Here is a 21,888-nt window from a genome sequence, read left to right on the forward strand (position 1 = left end):
AGAGAGCAGGGGAGTAGAGATGATTCAGATTCAAGCATTAGATCATGTATTTAAAATTGGTAAAAAAGGCAGGGAAAATGAAATTCCTGTGCTGAAAGGGATTGACCTGTCCATCAAAAGAGGCGATATTGCTTGTATTGTGGGAAGAAGTGGTTCGGGGAAATCCACCTTATTGAACTTAATATCAGGCTATATTACGCCAACGAGCGGACAAATTGTCATTGATGGCACCGATGTGACCGGCTTTAACGAAAAAGAATGGGCAGACTTTCGCTTAGACCATTTTGGCTTTATCTTTCAAAGCTTTCAATTGATCGGGAGCTTAACAACGTATGAGAATGTTGAACTTCCGCTCACTTTAAAAGGTGTGAAGCCGTCTGAACGAAAAGCAAAAGTAAAAGAAATGCTGAAACGAGTCGGACTTGAACATCACGGAGGACATTACCCAAATGAGCTGTCAGGCGGACAGCAGCAGCGTGTGAGTATTGCAAGAGCCTTGATTTTAAATCCATCTATTATTTTAGCGGATGAACCAACAGGTAGTCTGGATTCAGAAACTGAAGGAGAAATTTTAGCCTTTATTCAGCAGCTCAATCGTGAAAAAGGAATTACATTTGTCATCATTACACATGACGATGAAGTGGCTTCAATCGCAGACACAACGTTCCAGCTTCACGATGGTGTATTAAAGAAAGGGGAACAATCCATTGAAATTTAGAGATCAGGTCAAATTCATAAGAAGAAATATGAAGAAAAATAGATTGCGTGTGTTTATGACCATTCTTGCGACGACAATGGCATGCTCTTTCTTAATCGTTCTAGCGTCTGTCGGTTTTGGTCTGCAAAAATCAGCTCAAGATGAAATCATGAAGCAGCAAATCATCACAGAAATTAAAGTGTTAGGAAAAGAAAAAGGAGACGTTAAGATTGATGATTTAAAGAAATATGATCATGTGAAATCTGTCGTCTCAAGAACGGCGATCAATCCATCGGTTAACGTCGAGCTCGATGACCGTTCAAGTGAAACGCAGGCTGCTTTGACTGATATGAAAGAGGAAAAAGAAGCAGGGCTTGAACTAGACCGAGGAAAAGTTCCAACATCAGCGAACGAAATTGTGGTCGGGTATCATATGGCGCAGCAACTGTGGACAAAAAAAGAACGCGAAGCCTATGAAAAAGAATTAAACCAGACGTCAAATGGGGAAGAAACACCGAAGGAGCCAAAAGGCTACACGAAGGATATTTTAAATAAAGTAATTCAAATCAAAGTGCCAAAACTAAATGAAGAAGGGGAAGTCGTTAAAGAAAAAACATTTGATTTCCGTGTAGTAGGTGTTTTGAAAAAGCCGAATTTGGAGTGGCAGGAGGATCATAAAATTCTGATTCCGAATGCTTATGAAAAAGAATTTGGTCAAATACTCGACCTGTCTCCTGAAGCAGGAAATGTCGAGAAAATGACTTCTGTTTATGCAGATAAATTCGACAATGTCGGTACGCTCACGAATAAACTGACAGATGAGGGCTATCAAGTCATCTCTGTAACGAACCAGCTTGAAGGAATGGATATGTTCTTTACGGTCTTCAAAATTGGACTCATTTTTGTCGGATGTATTGCAGTCATTATTTCTGCCATCGGAATTTTCAATACGATGACCATGGCGGTAACAGAGCGAACACAAGAGATTGGGATTATGAAAGCCATTGGCGCGAATCCATCCATTATCAAGCGAATGTTCCTAATGGAAAGTGCTTATATTGGAGTAATCGGATCAATCATCGGTATTATCATCTCATATTTGATTAGTTTCGCCGTTAATTTGATCATCCCAGCCATTTTGTCGTCCATGTCTGAGGGAGGATCAAGCGATCAATTCTCGATTACTTTTTCCTATATTCCTCTCAGCCTTGTCATTACAGCGACAGTGATCAGCGCAGGGGTAGCGATCATCTCAGGGCTTAACCCGGCACGTAAGGCAACAAAAACGAATGTATTAGCAGCTTTAAGAAGAGAAATCTAAAAAAGAACCTCCTGGAAACCCGATCGGGCGCACAGGAGGTTCTTTTTTATCTTAAATAAACATCGCTATTGCTTAGGTGCCCTGTATCCGGCACGCTCTGCCTCTTCAACAGAGCAGAACATTTTTGTTACATTCTTTGTTCTAGAGTAGTATCTGCTGCTCGGTGTGTGATAAATGCCGTTGACACTCCCTTTAATGTTACAGGCAGCTGATTCTTTTTTTGTTTCCTTTTGAGATTCATGACCGCCTGTGCTTTTTCCTTCATCTTTAGGAGCAGAGCGCTGGACGGTGGAAGACTTCGTATCACTGCTATTATTCTTGTTTTCTTGTTTGAGTGTTTCATTGCTGGAGGTGAGCTTGTCTATTTTCTCTTCAAGCGATTGAATGGTCTTCTCTTGCTGTTTGACCGTATCTTTTTCTGAGGTGATGGTTTCTAGCTTTTTTTCCAGCTTTTCTTTTTCCTTCTCTGCATCTTCTAAAGAGGAGGTAAGCGACTCTTTATCAGCTTTTAAGCTCGAAATGTCAGCTGAGAGCTCCTTTTGCTCCTTTAACAGCTGTTCGGAAGATGGATCGGCTTGTGCCTTTGGCGCATTTGCACTTGCAAACGGTAATGACATAATGGAAAAGACAAGGCCAATGATCAAAAAAGGATAAAATAGTTTCTTTGAAAAAATCAGCTCGTTCTGGCGTTTGAGTAAGAAGAAATTGACGGCATATCCGATGGCAAAACAAACACATAAAAGCCCTATGATGAGTAACATCATATCTAGCAGCCCCCCTAAATCGCTATTTAACCCTATCATACCTCATTTTTCCATTTTGGGGACCGGTTCAAATAAAAAAACCCTGTTTACACAGGGTTTTCAGCTAATGGTAATCCTTTTATGGCTTCTTTTACTGTCAAATAAGTGATCGTATTCTGGAAATCTGTATCCAGGTCTTTCATTTTCATCGCAAGCTGCGGCTTGATCCCAGTGATGATTAGTTCGGTTCCAGTTAAATTGAGGAGATGATGCAGTTTGAAAATACGTGCTGCAACGGAATCATCGACATCGATTAAACCAGAAAGGTCGACAATTAAATAATCATCCTTTGAATCATCTAATATACAAGTTAACTTAGCGACAATGGCATCAAAGCGTTCTTCAGATAATTTTCCGATAAGCGGAAGGGCAGATACACCATTTTTGATTGGGACGATTGGCGTCGAAAGAGAGGTGACTTCCTGTAAGGAATCTTCTAGGAGCTGTTCATATTCTTTCTGTTTCGTAATATCCTTTTGAAAACCAATGAAAAATGTTTTGTCATCTTGTTCAATGTATAGAGGATCTATATTGAGTTCATTCCAAAAAAAAGTGCCGTCTTTTTTATAATTTTTTAGCTGTGTGGTAATAGGTGTTTTGTTCTGAATTCCATGACGAATTAAAGCAAGCTGCTTTTGATCTGTGTCTTTTCCTTGAAGGAATCGACAATTACGCCCAAGAATCTCATCTGGTTTGTATCCAGTCATTTGTGTAAAACCATGATTCACATAAACGATAGGGTTATCCTCTAAGGAAGGGTCTGTAATGACAACACCGATCCGCGCATGATCCAGCGCTTTTTTGATGAGTTCAAGCTGTTTTTGCAAGCCGAAGATGTTCGAGCTGACCATATTACCCTCCTTTATTGTTGCGATAAGACATATCAAATGGTTATCTTTTCAACCAAATGAATCCTTATAAACGTAACATAACATATGTTCTGTTTCAACGATTGCAAACGCTTTGTTAAATTTGTCATCATAGTTTGTCCTCCATTAGAATAGAGTAAGTAAGGAGACTTTTCATTAGAAAAAGAAGGAATCAATTGCTCATAATTCATAAAATGACAAAAATAGTTAATATGGATTAGGTAAAAATGATTCCAATGCATCAAGATTGTTCTTGGGTCATTCACATATAATGGAAGAAACAAGCTTTTTTTCTTCGTTAGAGAGAATAGACCTTTTACATGGATTATGACGGAACAGCAGAATGGCATTACAGGGGGCTGGACAGCCTGAAGTCGCTTTACTATTCTAAGGGCTTTAGGAAGGTGATGAAAATGCTGCAACAAGTCATTATTGCTTGCGCCATTGGAGGGGTCATGGGCATTCTCGGTCACGTAAAGAAAAAAGGCAGGCTAGAGAAGCCCAGAATGACAAAAAAGTTTATTTATCTAGGGTTTATTGAAGATTGGCTCGTTGGGATGATTGCCGCTACACTGCTTGTCTTATCCTCAAATCCCGAATCTAGTCTGCACTTGATCATCTTATCCATAATTTCAGGTTACGGAGGAGAAGCAGTTCTGCGAAGCTTCGATTTTGTGAGAGAAGAACGTTCACAGGATGCAGGCTCCAACCGTCATAACCGATCTCCACACGAATAATATCCTCACTTTACCCTAGTCTAGGGTACATTCCCATTGTATACAAACCTGCTTGCACTTATGATCATAATTCTATAAAATACTACTTAGATGACGGTTACGATAAGAACAGTGAAGAGGAGTAGTAGGAAAGCAGTATTTGTCTTTAGAGAATTGACGGCTGGTGAAAGTCAATCAAATCTGCTTCTGAACTCGCCTCAGAGTTGCAGTTGCGTTAAAGCTTCTGTCGCATGTCTGCGTTAAAGATATTAAGTGAGCGTACGAACAGCATGTTACGCTAACAAGGGTGGTACCGCGGGAACCAAAAAATCTCTCGTCCCTTTCCAGGGATGAGGGTTTTTTGTTGATTTTAGAAAAATCTGAATTCTTGCAGTGGTCATCTAAGCAGATAAAGCCGTACATATTAAAGGAGGTTTTCACATTGAGTTTTCAGCATCGGGAAATTGAAAAGAAGTGGCAGGATTATTGGCTGACACATAAAACATTCGCCACATCTGACTCGGAAGATAAACCGAAGTTTTATGCACTTGATATGTTTCCATATCCATCAGGAGCAGGGCTTCATGTCGGGCACCCTGAGGGCTATACAGCAACGGATATTTTATCACGCATGAAACGCATGCAGGGATATGATGTTCTTCATCCAATGGGATGGGACGCATTTGGTCTCCCAGCAGAACAGTATGCACTTGATACAGGAAATGATCCGGCGGCCTTTACAGAAGAGAACATCAATAACTTCCGCCGCCAAATTCAATCACTAGGGTTCTCGTATGATTGGGATCGAGAAATTAACACGACAGATCCGAATTACTACAAATGGACACAATGGATTTTCTTAAAATTGTATGAAAAAGGATTGGCCTATATCGATGAAGTACCAGTGAACTGGTGCCCAGCGCTTGGCACAGTGCTTGCAAATGAAGAAGTCATTGATGGAAAAAGTGAACGCGGAGGGCATCCTGTTGAAAGACGTCCTATGAAGCAATGGATGCTAAAGATTACGGCATATGCGGACAGGCTGTTAGAAGATTTAGAGGACATTGATTGGCCTGAAAGCATCAAAGATATGCAGCGCAACTGGATCGGACGTTCTGAAGGTGCGCACGTTCATTTTGAAGTAGAAGGTCATGACGAGCAGTTTACGGTTTTTACAACGCGTCCTGATACACTATTTGGCGCAACATATGCGGTGCTTGCACCAGAACATGCACTTGTTGAAAAAATCACATCAGCTGCTCAAAAAGAAGCTGTCGAAGCGTATATCAAAGAGATTCAATCAAAGAGCGACCTAGAGCGGACAGATCTTGCTAAAACGAAGACGGGTATTTTCACAGGAGCGTATGCCATCAATCCTTTAAATGGTGAAAAGATGCCGATCTGGATTGCCGATTACGTGCTGGCTACTTATGGGACTGGAGCTATTATGGCGGTTCCTGCTCATGATGAACGTGATTATGAATTCGCTAAAACTTTTGATCTTCCAATCAAAGAAGTTGTAGAAGGCGGAGACATCGAAAAAGAAGCCTACACAGGTGATGGAAAGCACATTAACTCTGATTTCCTAAATGGCTTAGGAAAAGAAGAAGCGATTGAAAAAGCGATTGCATGGCTTGAAGAACATCAAAAAGGTGAAAAGAAAGTCACATATCGTTTAAGAGACTGGCTGTTCAGCCGTCAGCGCTACTGGGGTGAGCCGATTCCAATCATTCATTGGGAGGACGGAACATCTTCAGCTGTTTCAGAAGAAGAGCTTCCACTGATCTTGCCTAAGACGACTGAGATTAAGCCAAGTGGAACAGGTGAATCACCATTAGCCAATATTAAAGACTGGGTTGAGGTTGTAGATCCTGTAACAGGTAAGAAAGGCCGCCGCGAAACGAATACAATGCCGCAATGGGCAGGCAGCTGCTGGTATTTCTTACGTTATATTGATCCTCATAACTCAGAAGAGCTTGCATCTCCTGAGAAGCTAAAGAAATGGCTTCCAGTTGATGTGTATATCGGCGGAGCAGAACATGCTGTACTGCATCTTTTATATGCACGCTTCTGGCATAAGTTCCTTTATGATATCGGTGTTGTTCCAACAAAAGAACCTTTCATGAAATTGTTCAACCAAGGCATGATTCTTGGGGAAAATAATGAAAAAATGAGTAAGTCAAAAGGAAATGTTGTCAACCCAGATGATATCGTAGAATCTCATGGTGCGGATACATTACGACTTTATGAAATGTTCATGGGACCTTTAGATGCGTCAATTGCTTGGTCTGAAACAGGACTTGATGGCGCTCGTCGTTTCCTTGATCGTGTATGGCGACTATTTACAAATGAAGATGGCTCACTCAGCGATAAAGTGACAGAGCAATCTGGCGGCGCTTTAGAACGCAGCTATCATGAAACAGTCATGAAGGTAACGGATCATTATGAAGGCTTGCGTTTCAACACAGGCATTTCACAATTAATGGTGTTTATCAACGACGCCTATAAGGCTGATACACTGCCGAAAGAATATGCAGAAGGCTTTGTGAAGCTTCTTTCTCCAATTGCACCGCATTTAGCAGAAGAGCTTTGGAATAAACTCGGTCATGAAGGGTCCATTTCTTATGAAGCATGGCCACAATATGATGAGTCAAAGCTTGTCGACGATGAAATAGAAATTGTCGTACAGCTTAACGGTAAAGTGAAAGCAAAATTAACCGTTCCTGCTGATGCAACAAGGGAGCAGTTAGAAGAACTCGCGAAAAATGATGCACGCGTAAAAGAACAGCTTGAAGGGAAGACCATTCGTAAAGTAATTGCGGTTCCTGGGAAGCTTGTCAATATTGTTGCGAACTAATGATCACACCCATCGGTATGAACCGGTGGGTGTTCTTTATTTCCCGGGACATAATTTTGTCGAAAACAAGGTGATTCCTGCATCGGTCTCGTATTTTAACAGGTGATCAAGAAAATGAGGAGTGACGTCAATGGAAAAGAAAAGCAAACGTGAACAACTGCTCAGTCTGTTAGGAGAAATGCCAGAACGTCATCGCGTGGAGGCTTATACGTTAAAAATGGAGGAACGTGAATCATATGTAGTGGAAACACTGATTCTCTCCATGAATGGTGTAGAGGAAGTCCCTGCTTATTTTGTGAAACCGAAGGATACAGTGAAAAAAAGACCCGTAGTACTGTTCCAGCACTCTCATGGCGGGAATTATGTGAATGGGAAGGAAGAGCTGTTAAAAGGTGCTCATTATTTGCAAACGCCTTCATATGCAAAAGAGTTTACGTCTAAAGGATATAGTGTACTCGCCATTGATCATGCAGGGTTTGGTGAGAGAAGAGGAAGAACAGAAAGTGAAATTTTTAAGGAAATGCTTTTAACAGGAAAAGTGATGTGGGGCATGATGCTGTATGAAAGCATGTGTGCAATCGATTATTTGCTGTCTCGATCTGATGTGCTGGCGGACCGGTTAGCTGTCTTTGGAATGTCGATGGGTGGTCTCCTTTCCTGGTGGACGGCTGCGCTTGATGAGAGGGTCAGTGTGTGTATTGATCTTTGCGCACAGGTGGATCATCATACATTAATTGAAACGAACAATTTGGACAGACATGGCTTTTATTACTATGTACCGAGCTTAGCGAAGCATTTTACAGCAGCGGACATTCAAGAAATGATTTTTCCAAGACCGCATTTAAGCTTAGTTGGAAAACTTGATCAGCTCACGCCTGCTGAAGGCGTTGGAAGGATTCAAAAGGTATTGAGTCAAACCTATGACGCTGCTTCATTGAAAGAACGATATCAGCTTGCCCGTCTTCATGCAGGTCATTTTGAAACAGCCGCTATGCGTCACGAGGCGACACGATTTTTGAAAAAGTGGCTGTAATCAAGAAACGCTTGGACATACTACGTCAGAAGAAAGGAGGAGACAGATGAAAAAAATCACCATCATTGGCGGATGCGGTGTGATTGGCCGTCTTTTAACAAAAGCACTCTCTGCTGAGTACAGCGTCACGATCATTGATCAAACGAGCTGTGTAGAAGAAGTCATTTTAGCCGATGCAGCGAATGAACAGAATGTATATGAGGCGATTCCGCGGGATACAGATGTCATCTTGCATCTTCTAAACATGGACATGACGCATGATGTGATGGATCATGAAGAATTTGCAAAAATGACTGATATTTTTTGGAGGAGTACCTATTATATGTTTCGTTCAGCCGCGCGGCTTGGCATACGAAAAGTCATTTTTGCAAGCAGCAACCATGTGACGGATCGTTATGAAGAGGATGGACGTTCCTTACTTGGACGGCAGATTACAATTGACGATGTGCCTGCGACTAAAAATGTCTATGGCATTTTAAAATTTGCTTCCGAACAGCTAGGGCATTTGTTCCACGATCAAACGGGTATGTCTGTTATCAATTTAAGGATTGGAACAGTTGTAACAGATGAGATGAAAACATTACACAAAAAACAAAGAACAAAAAGAACACTACTGTCACATGAGGATCTTACAGGTATGATAAAGGCAGCGATTGAATCGGATATTCCCTTTGGGACCTATTATGCTGTATCAGAGAATGAAGAAAAGCCGTGGTCTACTGAGAAAACGAAACAGGAGTTAGGCTACAAACCAGATGTCAATACGACGGAAATCCTCGGAGAAAATGATCAGGCATAGGGCATAATCATGTCATGAGCTAATGATCTTATTCTTTTGTTTCATGAGCATAAAAGCACGGCTGACATGATCTATCCAGTTGGTCTGTCAAGATGATTATAGACGCTTTCTTCCCCTGTTTGTTACATTTTAATCACGATATCGTCACAGGCTGCAGCTTAGTTACAGACGAAATGATAACGCTTACAAAGGAAGGGTGTGATGAACATAGATCGTTCTATTAAAGGCCGATTGTTCAATTTATTTAATTACTCTTTTCTACTCATGTTCGCATTAATATGTGTGCTTCCGTTCATCCATGTCATTGCCGCCTCTTTTGCAACAGTAGAAGAGGTCATCACGAAGAAATTTATCTTGTTCCCGACGACGTTTTCTCTAGAGGCATATCGATACATTTTCTCTACAGATATTGTGTATCGCAGCCTCATTGTGTCCATTCTTGTGACGCTCGTTGGAACAGCTGTCAGCATGTTTTTGTCCTCGCTTATGGCATACGGGCTGTCTCGTCAGGAGCTAAAAGGCCGGAGAACACTAATGTTTCTCGTTGTTTTCACGATGCTGTTTAGCGGAGGTATGATTCCGACGTTTATTGTGGTGAAAACACTTGGTCTGCTTGATACGTATTGGTCACTTATTCTACCGGTTGCAATCAATGCGTTCAACTTAATCATTTTGAAGAACTTCTTTCAAAACATACCGGCAAGCCTTGAGGAATCAGCGAAGATGGACGGCTGTAACGATTTAGGGATTTTCTTTAAAATTGTGCTCCCGCTTTCTTTGCCAGCCATTGCAACCATTTCACTCTTTTATGCCGTGACGTATTGGAATACGTATATGACTGCCATTCTGTATTTAAATGATTCAGTGAAGTGGCCGATTCAGGTGCTGCTGAGACAGATTGTCATTGTCTCAAGCGGAATGCAGGGAGATATGTCGGATATGGGCTCATCGACACCACCGCCAGACCAGACGATTAAAATGGCTGTCATTGTTGTGGCAACCATTCCGGTTCTGCTTGTCTATCCATTTATTCAAAAGCATTTCAATAAAGGGGCATTACTAGGTTCTGTAAAGGGTTAAAAAGATGGAACAACGGAGGGATCTTATGGGGAGAAAGAAATTATGGCTGATTGCGTTTGTCCTGTTATTTGCAGCAAGCGGTATTCTGTCAGCATGTTCAAGTAAAGGGGCAAACTCATCAGATGAGAAGGTTGATCTAGACAAAAAGGTAAAGCTGACATGGATGGCGATTTTATATCATCAGCAGCCGCCGAAGGATTCCGTTTTAAAAGAGATTGAGAAGCTCACAAATACAGAGCTTGATATTACATGGGTGCCTGATGCTGTGAAGGAAGACCGTTTAAATTCCGCACTTGCAGCAGGGAATTTGCCGCAAATTGTGACGATTCAAGACATTAAAAATTCGTCTGCGATTAATGCGTTCAGATCAGGTATGTTCTGGGAAGTCGGTCCGTATTTAAAGGATTATCCAAATTTAAGTAAGATGAACGAACTGATTAATAAAAACGCTTCTATAGACGGTAAGCTTTATGGGATCTATAGAGAAAGACCACTTTCAAGACAAGGGATTGTCATTCGAAAGGATTGGCTTGAAAATTTAAATTTGGATACACCAAAAACATTGGATGATTTGTATGAAGTAGCCAAAGCCTTTACTGAAAAAGACCCGAATCAAAACGGAAAAGCCGATACAATTGGTTTTACGGATCGTAACGATTTAATTTATGGTGCATTTAAGACACTTGGTTCATATGAAGGAATGCCAACAGACTGGAAAGAAGAAAACGGGAAATTCACGCCGGACTTTATGACAAATGAGTACATGAATACAATGAAATACATGAAAAAGCTGCGCGACAATGGCTATATCAACAAAGACTTCCCAGTGACAAGCAAAACACAGCAGCAGGAATTATTCTCACAAGGAAAAGCAGGCATCTATGTTGGAAATATGGTAGATGCCGTGAACCTGAGAGATGATGCGACAGATAAAAACATGAAAGTAGATATTATCAACCGAATCAAAGGCCCAGATGGCAAAGAACGTGTGTGGGCATCTGGTGGTCATAATGGCATCTTCGCATTCCCTAAAACAAGTGTGAAATCAGAGGCGGAATTAAAGCGGATTTTGGCCTTCTTTGATCGCATTGCCGAAGAAGATGTATATGGTCTCATGACGTACGGTATAGATGGCCAGCATTATAAGAAAGAAGAAGGGAATACATTTGTCAGAGAAGAAAGCCAAGTGAAAGGCTGGCAGACAGATGTACAGCCACTTGTCAGTCTTGTAGGCATTGATAAACGTTACTTGAAAAATAAAGGGGATGCAGTTCGTTCTAAATATGAAGAGCTGGAAGAAGACAATCAAAACATCATCGTTGCCAATCCTGCTGAAAGCCTGTATTCAGAAACAGCATCAGAGCGTGGAAACGAACTGAAGAAAATCATCGATGATGCGACGTATAAGTTCATTCTTGGAGACATCAGTGAAGATCAATTTAAGAAAGATGTAGAGAAGTGGAAATCAAATGGTGGGAATAAAATCATAGAAGAATATGAAGCTTCCTTTAAAAAATCAAAATGATCAATAGGAACACCCCCGCAAAGCAAAAAAGCGGGGGTGTTTTCATTAAAAGTCGAAGTTGTCTGGATCTGGACCGATACGTTTGTTTTCATTTAAGTCAGAAAGACGTTTCATATCTTCATCAGATAAGACAAAATCAAATATATCAGCGTTTTCCTTTAAACGATGTGCTTTCGTTGATTTTGGGATGGTGATGACACCTTTTTGTACATCCCAGCGCAAAATAATTTGAGCAGGTGTTTTATCATATGTGTCTGCAAGCTCTGTGATCAGCTGGTGATGCAGCAGTTCACCCTGCATCAGCGGTGACCAAGCTTCCATTTGAATGCCATGAGAGTTCAAATACGTATAGAGTGTTTCCTGCGTAAGCTTTGGGTGAAACTCCACTTGATTGATCGCTGGTTTGATGTCTGCATCTTTTAATAGCTCGTCTAGGTGATGCGGCTGGAAGTTGCTCACTCCGATGGCTCTGACCTTTCCTTCACGATACAAGGTTTCCAGTGCACGCCAAGCTTCTTTGTATTTTCCTTCAACCGGCCAATGGATTAAATACAGATCAAGGTAGTCAAGCTGAAGCTTTTTTAAGCTTTCTTCGTATGCATTTAGAGTAGATTCATATCCTAAATCGGCATTCCACACTTTTGATGTGACAAAGATATCCTCGCGGCGCAGTCCTGTTTCTGCTAAACCAAGCTGTATGCCTCGTCCAACACCTTCTTCATTTCCATAAATAGCTGCTGTATCAATACTGCGATAGCCTAATTGAATGGCGGTTTTGACAGCATCAACTAATTCAGCTCCATCTTCCACCTTGAATACACCAAGGCCAAAGCCTGGCATGCGGACCCCATTGTTTAATGTTTTTGTACTTTGTAAATGTTCCATCATAAAAACTCCTTTAAATGGTTTGTATTTGTTCTTTTTGTTCCATTTGATAACTGATCATCGTAAGAATGGCTGCGATGAGGACCATGATGCCGCCGACCCAGCCTGTATGCACAAGACCAAGTGTATCTGTCACGATGCCGCCTAAAAATGAGCCAATGGCAATACCGGCATTAAAGGCAGCAATATTCATAGCAGATGCGACGTCGACCGCTCCAGGTGTGTATCTTTCTGCAAAATCAACGACGGCTACTTGCAGCCCAGGCACATTCATGAATGCAAACAGTCCCATCAGCATGACGGTTCCAATGCCTAACACTGTGAATCCTGCAGTGAAGCTAAGGATAAACAAGATGATGCTTTGGATGATAAACATATAGATCAGTGCTTTTATGGGCTGTTCATTAGCAGCTTTTCCGCCAATGACATTTCCGGCTGCGATCGTGATTCCGTATAAAAGAAGGATCAAGGCCACAGCCCCAGGCGCAAGACCTGTCACATGCTGCAAGAGAGGAGATAAATACGTGAAGACGACAAAGGTTCCTCCATACCCTGTGGCTGTAATGACAAATAAAAGCAAGATTCTTTTTGTTTTTAATAGGACAGCTTGATCTTTAAAAGATGTTTTCACACCTTGCTTTAATTGAGACGGAACAAGAAAATAGTTGGATATCAGTGCGATCAGACCAATGATCACAATCACACCAAATGATGTCCGCCAGCCGAGCTCGTGACCAAGAAATGTCCCGAATGGCACACCTGTCACAGTCGCTACTGTTAAACCAGTGAACATAAAGGCAATCGCGCTTGCCCGTTTTTCTTTCACGACAAGGCTTGCAGCAATCGTAGAACCGATGGACATGAAGATTCCATGGGATAAAGCTGAAATCACCCGGCCGATTAACAGCACTGAAAAAGTCGGGGCAATGGTGGCAAGTGTATTACCAATCAAAAAGACGAGCATAATGAGCAAAAGCAATGTCTTTCTTTTCATCGTGGAAGTAAGGGAAGTCAAAATAGGCGCACCAAATGTCACACCAAGTGCATATAAAGAGACAGTCCAGCCCGCCTGACTGACGCTCACTCCAAAGTCTTCTGAGATCATTGGCAAAAGACCGACACTAATGAACTCAGTTGTTCCTATAGCAAAAGCACTAATCGCTAGTGCGAGAAGAGCAAAATGGTTTTGCTTTTTCTTCATAAGTAAGTTCACATCCTTCTGTGATGACATTTTGATAGACGAAGCCGATCGGCAAGAGTTATTATCTAACATAGATGACGAAAAAAAAAGTACGTACTTTTTTGTAATATAGGTACTAAAAAGTGCCTGTTAGTACAAAGAGGAGTGAACATTCGATGGAAAAGAAAAAATATAATATCTCTGTGGAAGCAACACTTGAGGTCATTGGCGGGAAGTGGAAGTGTGTGATTTTATGTCATTTGACACATGGGAAAAAACGTACGAGTGAATTGAAGCGGCTCATGCCAAACATCACACAAAAAATGCTCACGCAGCAGCTGAGAGAGCTTGAAAGTGACGGGGTCATTAACCGGATTGTGTATGAACAGGTGCCGCCTAAAGTGGAATATGAATTAAGTGAATACGGACAGTCGCTCGAAAGAATTCTCAATGCGCTATGCGATTGGGGAGCAGCTCATATTGAACGTGTGTATGGAGAGCCGCTTTCCGTGCTGGAAGACAGCATCTTAAATGAACAGTTTAAATAAAAGAGTCCCGCTTTCTTGTGAGAGCGGGACTCTTTGTCTTACGAGCCTTTTTTCTGGTCGCGGTATTTCCCAGGAGTTGTACCTTCCAGCTTTTTAAAGGATCGGATGAAATTTTGCGGGTTTTTATATTTCAGTTTTTCCGAAATTTCCTTGACGGACATATCGGTTTCTACAAGCCAATTTTTAGCGACATGGTGTCTGTAGGAAGAGAGATATTCACTAAAGGAGATATCCATTTCCTTTCTGAAAATACTGCTTAAATAATTTGGATTGTAATGCAGGCGTGTGGCGATTTCATCCAATGTGAGATCTGAGTCGAATTCTTGATGAATGATATGGATGATTTTTTCTGAGATGTTTTTGTATTGTGAGTCTTCACGTGCAGCAAGCTGGTCAATAATTGGCCGAATGATTTCATGTTTCAGCCATGCTTCCGTATCTTCAAAGGTTTTAAATTCAAAAATCGTATCATAGAGCATTTTGTTATCTTCGACCTCAAATAATTCAATGCCCAGCAAATGCATCAGCTCGATTAAATTGTTTAAAAAACGAGCGAGGGCGATATGGTATTCGTGCGGTCCTGCATTTTTAGAGAAAATGGATTGCAGGAGTACATGCAAATAGTGATCCGCTTTGCCTTGATCGCCAGCTTTCATCGCATCAAATAAATCATGCTGCAGCTGCTTTGGAAAATGGGTTTTGAACGTCTTTCCTTGCTGAATATGCTCATATAAGATAATAGACTTTTTCTCTGCTTTGAGTCTGTATTTTAAGGCTTCTTTCCCTTCAATGTAAGCGTGTTTTGCCATTGTAAGCTCCTTAAACTGACGGCTGATTCCGATGCTGATCGATAAACCGAGCTCTTCCTCGATACGCTGTTGAATGGTTTCTGCTAATTGGTTTAAATATTCAGTAAACTCTTCATCTGACTTTGAGTGGTTGAGGATAATCGTTGTTTGATGCTGATTGACAACGGTTGGCTGAAGGTGCTCCTCTTGCGGAATAATCTGCTCGATCAGTCCATTGATCGCAAATAAAAGCAAGTCAGCATCTTTTTTTTCATAAGGTGTTCCTTTTAATGTATCGATTTGGGTCACAAGCATGGACAAATGAGACCAGCCTTGCGGAAAGCCTAAGCTTTGGAACCGGTTGTTTACTTCTTCATCTGTCAGCTTTCCAAGCAGCAGCCGTACCATAAAGTATTGCTGCAAGTGTGTCACTTGCTGCTCAATACGTTCCTCTAAATCATTGTTTTGATCTTTCATTTGTTTAATACTCGATTCAATCAACTCAAATTCATTTTGAAAGGGCTGTTTTTGCAAAAATGATTCATTGCGTGCAAATGACTCGTATAATAAGCGGATTGGTTTATAAAAATGTCTGGAACCAAACCATGAAAATAGTAATGAAAGCGCTAACAAAATAGTGCAGATAATAAAAGTAATCCACCCAATTGATTTCGTTTGCTGCTTAAGTTCTGGAATAGAAACAAAGGATAGGTACGTCCATTCATTATAATCTGATTTTTGAAATGTGATTTGATAGTTGAGTTCGTCGATCTTCATATCAAATTGCCCTGATCGTTTTTCAAGTGAGAGCACATGCTTGACGAAATCTTGATGTTTCAGCGATTCCCCAATTTGTTCTTTGCGATTATGTAGCAGCACTTTTCCGTTTGTATCGATGACAAACATGCTATCCGATTGAGAGAAGTCAGGCATGTTATCAGCTATCACGCAGCTTGGAATGCTGGCGACAGCAATTCCCTTTTTTTGAACGCTGTTCATAGGCAGTTGTTTGATTAAATTCACATTGTACTTACAAAAGGATGCTTTTCCTTCTTTTGTCGCAACAAGTGGATTATTCTCTTCAAGTGCCCAGCTGGAGTGACTTGGTATATTGAGGTAAGAGGTCAGCGCTTTTTCTTGGTCTTCGCTTGTGACATGATAAAGCCCCGAATTGTTCATGTACCAGTCTTCCATTTTACTGACGAGTGTAATATTGGAAAGATCGGTGTCAAAGGTTTGCAGGTAATTCAGTTCCTGCTGTACTTGATTATAAAGCTGGAATTGGTCTGGATTTAAAGGTTCTGCCAGTGTTTGAAGGAGAGGCGGCGAACTGACATAGTGAGTGAGAGAATGATCAACAGTTTTTAAAATATGCTCAATATTGGATTGCGTTTGTTTGACGCTGTCGAGTTTTTCATTTGAGATATTTTCAAGCGCTGTTTTTTGCGAATGCTGATAAGAAAAAATGCCAACAATGATAACAGGAATCGTACTAAGTATGAAAAAAAACGTCACTAGCTTGTAATAAAATTTATACTGCCTTCTTTTCATAAAACCCCCCATTTCAAACGAAACAATCTTTTCCCCTTAATTTATTAATCCAAAAATCTGGTAGGTTTGTCAATAATCATTTTCTGAGATTAGGATCATTTTCTTATGTTTTATGTAACGTTTTGAGTAGCACCACCTATGAAAATATGATCTGTTGATATGATTGTAGACGGATTTTTCATCCTTAAGATACAGTTAACACATGCATTAGCATGAGGGGAGGCTTTATCAATGAAAACAGAGGATGTGACTGCCAAGGGTGTGCCTGCGGCAGATTTGAAAAGTGAAAAAAGAAAGCGCTTACTTAATCAATTGCTAAGTCAAAAGTTTTTGTATTTAATGATTTTGCCGGGGCTCATTTATTTTATTGTTTTTAAATATGTGCCAATGTGGGGGCTCATCATTGCCTTTCAAGATTACCAGCCGTTTCTTGGCATTCTTGGCAGTGAGTGGGTTGGCTTCAAACACTTTATTCGATTGTTTACAGAACCAACATTTTTCATCTTATTAAAAAATACGCTGATTTTATTTGCCATGAATGTCGTGATTTTCTTTCCAATTCCGATCTTATTAGCCCTTCTTTTAAACGAAGTGAGATTGGCCTTGTTTAAGAAATTTGTACAGACGATGATTTATATCCCTCACTTCATGTCATGGGTGATTGTCGTGTCCTTATCTTTTGTTTTGTTAACAGTAGATGGCGGTTTAATTAATGAATTGATTGCTTTCTTTGGAGGAGAAAAGATTAACTTCCTTCTAAGTCAAGAATGGTTTAGACCGATGTACATTTTACAAGTGATTTGGCGGGAAGCAGGGTGGTCGACGATCATTTACCTCGCGGCGATTACAGCGGTAGATCCGCAGCTATATGAAGCAGCAAAAATGGATGGGGCCGGAAGACTGAGACAAATGTGGCACATCACACTTCCAGCCATTAAAAGTGTCATTGTGGTTCTGCTTATTTTAAAAATCGGTGATACGCTTGAGCTTGGCTTTGAGCATGTCTATCTATTACTGAACGCAACGAATCGGGAAGTAGCGGAGATTTTTGATACGTACGTCTATACAGCAGGTCTTAAGCAGGGACAATTCAGCTATAGTACCGCTGTTGGTTTATTTAAAGCAGCCGTTGGGCTTATTTTGGTCATGATGGCAAACCGTTTAGCGAAGAAATTCGGGGAAGAAGGTATTTATTAAAAAGGGAGATGAGGAAAAATGACATTATCGATTGAAAAGGGATCACCACTTGAGCATGCAGAGAAATTAGCACAAACTATTATGAAAGCGTATACACCAATTGAGCTGCCGCCAGCTGGAAGGTGGCATTATCATCAAGGCGTTTTCCTTTGCGGTGTCATGAAGCTATATGAGGCAACGGGGAACGAGGCGTATTTCGATTATGTGAAAAACTATGCGGACTCCCTCATTGATGAGTACGGAAATCTGTTATTTCGCAGGGATGAGCTTGATGCCATTCAAGCAGGACTCATTTTATTCCCTCTTTACGAACGAACGAGAGAGAAGCGGTATGTGCTGGCAGCCGAGAAGCTGCGCGGACTTTATCGTACGCTAAATCGCACGTCTGAGGGCGGATTTTGGCATAAAGACAATTATGCTTATCAAATGTGGCTCGATGGTCTCTACATGGGCGGTCCTTTTGCCTTAAAGTATGCTCAGCTTAAAGGTGAAGAGTCACTAGTGGATATGGTCATCCATCAAGAGCATCTCATGAGAAAGCATACGAAAGATGAACATACAGGTCTGTATTATCACGCGTGGGATGAACGAAAAACGATGCCATGGGCTGATCAAAAGACCGGCTGTTCTCCCGAGTTTTGGGCAAGATCGTTTGGCTGGTATGTCCTTGCATTAGCAGATATGATCGAGGATCTGCCAGAGCAGCATGAAAGGCGGAAGGTGTGGAAGAAAACGCTGACAGACATGCTGGAAAGTGTGGCAAAGTATCAGGATCAAAAGACAGGTCTCTGGCATCAAATCATTGATAAAGGAAATCACAGTGACAATTGGCTCGAAAGCTCGGGATCGTGTTTATTCATGTATGCCATGGCAAAGGCCATGAATGAAGGGTATGTGAGCCTCCGTTATGTTGATCATGTGGTCAAAGCATATCAAGGCTTGATTCAGCATAAGACGGCTGAGAAAGAGAATGGTGATTTTACCATCAATGATATTTGTATTGGAACATCTGCGGGATTTTATGATTATTACGTTGGAAGAGAGCGGAGCACAAATGACTTGCACGGGGCAGGCGCTTTTATTATGGCGTTAACTGAGCTGGAAAAGCTGTCTGTTTTTCAAAAGGCATGAGGAGGCAAAAAAGAGCCGCCTTATGGCTCATCAGTTTCATCGCTGCTCTTTGTTTATCTGCCTGTCAGGAGAAAACAAACGAGATCGATGTTCTGATTTTTTCTGATATGTCAAAGGGAATGAAGGATCAATTAGTAGAGAAGGCTTTTCAGCCGAAACAAGAGACTTATAGCGTCCACATCTTTCCGGCGATTCCTGAAAAGCTTCTTGTTGAAATTACCTCAAAAGAGGGGGACGTGATGCTTGTCCCAGAAGAAATGTTTAGAACGTATGATGATCCTGAAAGCTTTCAGCTGCTGGAAGAGATGAAAATAAGTGATCAAGCAGCAGGACCATATACGGTCGAGGACAAAAAGACAGGGAAAACGGTCGATTATGCGATTCAAATCAATAAAGGAACGAAAAAGCTCAACGGCTATACCTTTCAATTACACCGAGATATGGTTGCTTTCATTCCCGTGTATGCTGACAAGTCGAAAGAGGCACTGTCTCTCATGAAACAGCTTCGTGAAAACCAATAAAAAATGGGGTGGGGAATGTGAAACGGGTCGTGGTATGCGGGCTGAGTCATCGTGCATTTAATATGTTTATTAAACCGCTCACAGAGGATTTCAATGAACATTATCGGATTACTGGGCTCCTAGATATAGATCATCAGCGGTATACACTTTGTCAGGAGCGTTTTCCATCACTCCGGGGCGTTTCGTTTTTTCATGAAGATGCATTTGATCAGATGGTCAAAGAAGCAAAACCAGATATCGTCATTGTGGCAGGCAGGGATGACACACATGTCACATATATCATGCAGGCACTTGACCATGATCTTGATGTCATCACTGAAAAGCCGATGGTGACAACAGCAAAAGACGCCAAAAAAGTGATGGAAAAAGAGGCGGAAAGTAAAGGGAAGGTCACGGTCACTTTTAATTATCGCTACAACCCTTTCCATCGAAAGGTAAAAGAACTTATTTTAGACGGGAAAATTGGAAGGGTCACTTCTGTTGAACTGAGCTGGCTCATTGATACGTATCATGGTGCTAGTTATTTCAAAAGGTGGAACCGCACACGTCAATTTTCTGGCGGACTGTCCATTCATAAGTCGACGCATCATTTTGATCTGGTCAACTGGTGGATTGATCAAAAACCGAAGCAAGTATTTGCCTACGGGGCACTGAACTATTACGGCAGTGAAAGCCCTTGGAATCCCTTGCAGGGGGAGGAAAATAGATTTTGCGGAACATGTCATGTGAAGGATATATGTCATTATGAAGCAAGGTGGAACCCGCGGGTTGAGCGCTCGAAGGTGGAAGACGACCATATTGAATCCGGTCAGGAGCAAACGCAGCAGTACTCAAATTATCGCCCGGATGCCTGCATTTTTGATCAGGAAATTGATATTGAGGATACATATGTGGCGTCAGTTGCTTATGACCAAGGGGCTTTGCTCAGCTATTCGATTCAATTCTCAGCCCCATATGAAGGCTATCGTCTGGCTATTAATGGGACGAAGGGGCGTATTGAAACAAATGAGTTTCATGTGCCATCAAGAATTCCATTTCAATTTCCAGAACAAACAATTTCTTATTACCCGATGTTTGGATCAAAGGAGACGATTGAAGTCGTCAAGCAGCCAGGCGGACATGGCGGAGGAGATCCTCTGCTTTTGGCTGATTTATTTATAGGAAAAGATCCCTTGATTCACTATGACATCTTAGCGGGAGCAGAGGCTGGGGCTTATTCGATTGCTCTTGGGGAAGGCATGTGGCGCTCTGTCACAGAAAAGCGCCCAATTGAAATCGATGAATTGTTTCATAAAGAGACGGTGTAAAGAGAATGAGAGGAGGGGGAAGAGATGGATCATGATGGTTCAATGAGCAGAATGCTGAGGATGTGTGAGTGGGTGATGAGACTCGCCTATACGAATTTGTTATGGCTTTTGTTCACCATCCTGGGGCTTGGCGTATTTGGCTTGATGCCTGCGACCACTGCGTTATTTTCTGTGATGAGAAAGTGGATTCAAGGGCATGAGCAAGTCAATGTATTCCGCATTTTTTGGAAGATATACCGAGAGGAGTTTGTACGCTCTAACATCATTGGAGTGGTAATATTCATCATTGGAACGATTATTTATGTCGACCTTGCTTATATCTATCCGACGAGTTGGCTCTTACATGTGCTTCGCTTTGCTATATATATTTTCGGTTTTCTGTTTATTGTGAGCTTATTTTATATTTTTCCGCTGCTTGCTCATTACGATTGGAAAAAACGTCTCTATTTGAAATTCTCTCTTCTGCTTGGTATCTCATACTTGCAGTATACACTCTCTATGCTTGTTTTCTCGGCTGTGCTGTTTGTTCTGTTTGCTTATTTACCAGGAATCGTGCCGTTTTTCAGCGTGAGCATACTCGCCTACGGTCATATGTGGCTTGCCTATCAAGTCTTTAAAAAGGTAGAGTTTGAAAGTGAGCACGAGACAGCCGAAGTGAAGAAGCGGCTGCCGTCTTTCCTTCAATCGAAGCGGGTGAATACGCAGTGAAGTGAATCATTTGCTATAATGGTGTCACCGTGATGAAAAGGAGAGATGAGAGTCGTGTCAGTGAAAGAAATTTCAATAGAAGAATTAAAACAAAAACTAGAGCAGGAAGACGCCATTCAGCTTGTCGATGTACGTGAGGATGAAGAGGTAGCAGAAGGCATGATCCCGGAAGCAATCCACATTCGAATGGGTGATATCCCTGAGAAGCTGGATGCATTCGATCAAACGCAGGAATATTATATTATTTGCCGCTCTGGTAAACGTAGTGAAAATGTCTGCTATTACCTAGAAGATCAAGGCTACCAAGCGACCAATGTCGTTGGCGGGATGCTTGCTTGGACAGGAGAAACAAAACCGAAGTTATAAATAGAA

General features: G+C 41.4%; 20 protein-coding genes and 1 other annotated feature. Of the genes, 15 read left to right on the forward strand and 5 right to left on the reverse strand.

What is annotated here, in order from left to right; translation table 11 throughout:
* Positions 1-19: 19 nt before the first annotated feature.
* Complete coding sequence (locus tag JVX94_RS00370) at positions 20-718, forward strand: ABC transporter ATP-binding protein (protein WP_205184209.1); 699 nt, start codon at positions 20-22, stop codon at positions 716-718.
* Positions 708-2,018 carry an ABC transporter permease gene (locus tag JVX94_RS00375; protein ID WP_205184211.1) on the forward strand — a complete coding sequence of 437 codons (1,311 nt, stop codon included), beginning with the start codon at positions 708-710 and terminating at the stop codon, positions 2,016-2,018. Before JVX94_RS00370 ends, JVX94_RS00375 begins: the two co-directional genes overlap by 11 nt.
* 65 nt (positions 2,019-2,083) lie before the next feature.
* On the opposite strand, the gene JVX94_RS00380 is transcribed toward JVX94_RS00375, so the two are convergent.
* Together JVX94_RS00380 and ytvA are read right to left on the reverse strand one after the other, a co-directional pair.
* The gene (locus JVX94_RS00380) at positions 2,084-2,782 is read right to left on the reverse strand and encodes a sunset domain-containing protein (protein ID WP_095409339.1); all 699 of its coding nucleotides are present in this window, start codon (positions 2,780-2,782) and stop codon (positions 2,084-2,086) included.
* A gap of 86 nt (positions 2,783-2,868) precedes the next feature.
* Positions 2,869-3,672 carry a YtvA family blue-light photoreceptor gene (gene ytvA, locus JVX94_RS00385; RefSeq protein WP_048239145.1) on the reverse strand — a complete coding sequence of 268 codons (804 nt, stop codon included), beginning with the start codon at positions 3,670-3,672 and terminating at the stop codon, positions 2,869-2,871.
* A 425-nt stretch (positions 3,673-4,097) separates the two neighbouring features.
* On the opposite strand from ytvA, the gene JVX94_RS00390 reads away from it, so the two are divergent.
* The 6 genes from JVX94_RS00390 (at position 4,098) to JVX94_RS00415 (ending at position 11,700) form a co-directional block, all read left to right on the forward strand.
* Positions 4,098-4,427, forward strand: coding sequence for a DUF4257 domain-containing protein (locus JVX94_RS00390; protein WP_008343006.1), 330 nt, complete (start codon positions 4,098-4,100; stop codon positions 4,425-4,427).
* A 102-nt stretch (positions 4,428-4,529) separates the two neighbouring features.
* Positions 4,530-4,751: a binding site (T-box leader), on the forward strand.
* A gap of 97 nt (positions 4,752-4,848) precedes the next feature.
* The gene (gene leuS, locus JVX94_RS00395; RefSeq protein ID WP_205184213.1) at positions 4,849-7,263 is read left to right on the forward strand and encodes a leucine--tRNA ligase; all 2,415 of its coding nucleotides are present in this window, start codon (positions 4,849-4,851) and stop codon (positions 7,261-7,263) included.
* A 130-nt stretch (positions 7,264-7,393) separates the two neighbouring features.
* On the forward strand, positions 7,394-8,296 hold the full coding sequence (locus tag JVX94_RS00400) for an alpha/beta hydrolase family protein (protein ID WP_144485007.1): 903 nt from the start codon (positions 7,394-7,396) through the stop codon (positions 8,294-8,296).
* A gap of 46 nt (positions 8,297-8,342) precedes the next feature.
* A complete protein-coding gene (locus JVX94_RS00405) occupies positions 8,343-9,095 on the forward strand; it encodes an NAD-dependent epimerase/dehydratase family protein (RefSeq protein ID WP_144485005.1) in 753 nt (250 codons plus the stop codon).
* A gap of 219 nt (positions 9,096-9,314) precedes the next feature.
* Positions 9,315-10,175, forward strand: coding sequence for a carbohydrate ABC transporter permease (locus JVX94_RS00410; RefSeq protein WP_087976618.1), 861 nt, complete (start codon positions 9,315-9,317; stop codon positions 10,173-10,175).
* A 25-nt stretch (positions 10,176-10,200) separates the two neighbouring features.
* Positions 10,201-11,700, forward strand: coding sequence for an extracellular solute-binding protein (locus JVX94_RS00415; RefSeq protein WP_095409335.1), 1,500 nt, complete (start codon positions 10,201-10,203; stop codon positions 11,698-11,700).
* 45 nt (positions 11,701-11,745) lie between these two features.
* Here JVX94_RS00415 and JVX94_RS00420 read toward each other — a convergent pair whose 3' ends face one another.
* Both JVX94_RS00420 and JVX94_RS00425 read right to left on the reverse strand, forming a co-directional pair.
* A complete protein-coding gene (locus JVX94_RS00420; protein WP_205184215.1) occupies positions 11,746-12,588 on the reverse strand; it encodes an aldo/keto reductase in 843 nt (280 codons plus the stop codon).
* Positions 12,589-12,598: 10 nt separating this feature from the next.
* Positions 12,599-13,786, reverse strand: coding sequence for an MFS transporter (locus JVX94_RS00425; protein ID WP_205184217.1), 1,188 nt, complete (start codon positions 13,784-13,786; stop codon positions 12,599-12,601).
* 155 nt (positions 13,787-13,941) lie between these two features.
* Here JVX94_RS00425 and JVX94_RS00430 point away from each other — a divergent pair, with 155 nt between their 5' ends.
* A complete protein-coding gene (locus tag JVX94_RS00430) occupies positions 13,942-14,313 on the forward strand; it encodes a winged helix-turn-helix transcriptional regulator (protein ID WP_003217763.1) in 372 nt (123 codons plus the stop codon).
* Between the two features lie 38 nt (positions 14,314-14,351).
* Here JVX94_RS00430 and JVX94_RS00435 read toward each other — a convergent pair whose 3' ends face one another.
* Positions 14,352-16,652 (reverse strand): helix-turn-helix domain-containing protein, encoded by a 2,301-nt coding sequence (locus tag JVX94_RS00435; protein ID WP_238409379.1) that lies wholly within the window; start codon positions 16,650-16,652, stop codon positions 14,352-14,354.
* Between the two features lie 231 nt (positions 16,653-16,883).
* Between JVX94_RS00435 and JVX94_RS00440 the strand changes: the two genes are divergently transcribed.
* From JVX94_RS00440 to JVX94_RS00465, 6 genes are read left to right on the forward strand one after another with little or no spacing between them, the layout of a single operon-like run.
* Positions 16,884-17,849, forward strand: coding sequence for an ABC transporter permease (locus JVX94_RS00440; RefSeq protein WP_095409331.1), 966 nt, complete (start codon positions 16,884-16,886; stop codon positions 17,847-17,849).
* Positions 17,850-17,867: 18 nt separating this feature from the next.
* Positions 17,868-18,980 (forward strand): glycoside hydrolase family 88/105 protein, encoded by a 1,113-nt coding sequence (locus JVX94_RS00445; RefSeq protein WP_205184219.1) that lies wholly within the window; start codon positions 17,868-17,870, stop codon positions 18,978-18,980.
* The gene (locus tag JVX94_RS00450; RefSeq protein ID WP_205184222.1) at positions 18,977-19,501 is read left to right on the forward strand and encodes a lipoprotein YteS; all 525 of its coding nucleotides are present in this window, start codon (positions 18,977-18,979) and stop codon (positions 19,499-19,501) included. Before JVX94_RS00445 ends, JVX94_RS00450 begins: the two co-directional genes overlap by 4 nt.
* A gap of 17 nt (positions 19,502-19,518) precedes the next feature.
* The gene (locus JVX94_RS00455; protein ID WP_095409328.1) at positions 19,519-20,808 is read left to right on the forward strand and encodes a Gfo/Idh/MocA family protein; all 1,290 of its coding nucleotides are present in this window, start codon (positions 19,519-19,521) and stop codon (positions 20,806-20,808) included.
* Between the two features lie 24 nt (positions 20,809-20,832).
* On the forward strand, positions 20,833-21,516 hold the full coding sequence (locus JVX94_RS00460) for a YesL family protein (protein WP_205184225.1): 684 nt from the start codon (positions 20,833-20,835) through the stop codon (positions 21,514-21,516).
* Positions 21,517-21,570: 54 nt separating this feature from the next.
* A complete protein-coding gene (locus JVX94_RS00465; RefSeq protein ID WP_024424882.1) occupies positions 21,571-21,882 on the forward strand; it encodes a rhodanese-like domain-containing protein in 312 nt (103 codons plus the stop codon).
* The last annotated feature ends 6 nt before the right edge of the window (positions 21,883-21,888 follow it).

Origin of the sequence: Bacillus sp. PDNC022, assembly GCF_016919285.1 — a bacterium.
GTDB lineage: Bacteria > Bacillota > Bacilli > Bacillales > Bacillaceae > Bacillus > Bacillus safensis.

Coding starts and splice junctions, on each gene's coding strand:
- JVX94_RS00370 (WP_205184209.1), top strand. CDS start 20: ATGATTCAGATTCAAGCATTAGATCATGTATTTAAAATTGGTAAAAAA.
- JVX94_RS00380 (WP_095409339.1), bottom strand. CDS start 2,782: ATGATGTTACTCATCATAGGGCTTTTATGTGTTTGTTTTGCCATCGGA.
- ytvA (WP_048239145.1), bottom strand. CDS start 3,672: ATGGTCAGCTCGAACATCTTCGGCTTGCAAAAACAGCTTGAACTCATC.
- JVX94_RS00390 (WP_008343006.1), top strand. CDS start 4,098: ATGAAAATGCTGCAACAAGTCATTATTGCTTGCGCCATTGGAGGGGTC.
- JVX94_RS00400 (WP_144485007.1), top strand. CDS start 7,394: ATGGAAAAGAAAAGCAAACGTGAACAACTGCTCAGTCTGTTAGGAGAA.
- JVX94_RS00405 (WP_144485005.1), top strand. CDS start 8,343: ATGAAAAAAATCACCATCATTGGCGGATGCGGTGTGATTGGCCGTCTT.
- JVX94_RS00415 (WP_095409335.1), top strand. CDS start 10,201: ATGGGGAGAAAGAAATTATGGCTGATTGCGTTTGTCCTGTTATTTGCA.
- JVX94_RS00420 (WP_205184215.1), bottom strand. CDS start 12,588: ATGATGGAACATTTACAAAGTACAAAAACATTAAACAATGGGGTCCGC.
- JVX94_RS00425 (WP_205184217.1), bottom strand. CDS start 13,786: ATGAAGAAAAAGCAAAACCATTTTGCTCTTCTCGCACTAGCGATTAGT.
- JVX94_RS00430 (WP_003217763.1), top strand. CDS start 13,942: ATGGAAAAGAAAAAATATAATATCTCTGTGGAAGCAACACTTGAGGTC.
- JVX94_RS00435 (WP_238409379.1), bottom strand. CDS start 16,652: ATGAAAAGAAGGCAGTATAAATTTTATTACAAGCTAGTGACGTTTTTT.
- JVX94_RS00440 (WP_095409331.1), top strand. CDS start 16,884: ATGAAAACAGAGGATGTGACTGCCAAGGGTGTGCCTGCGGCAGATTTG.
- JVX94_RS00445 (WP_205184219.1), top strand. CDS start 17,868: ATGACATTATCGATTGAAAAGGGATCACCACTTGAGCATGCAGAGAAA.
- JVX94_RS00450 (WP_205184222.1), top strand. CDS start 18,977: ATGAGGAGGCAAAAAAGAGCCGCCTTATGGCTCATCAGTTTCATCGCT.
- JVX94_RS00460 (WP_205184225.1), top strand. CDS start 20,833: ATGGATCATGATGGTTCAATGAGCAGAATGCTGAGGATGTGTGAGTGG.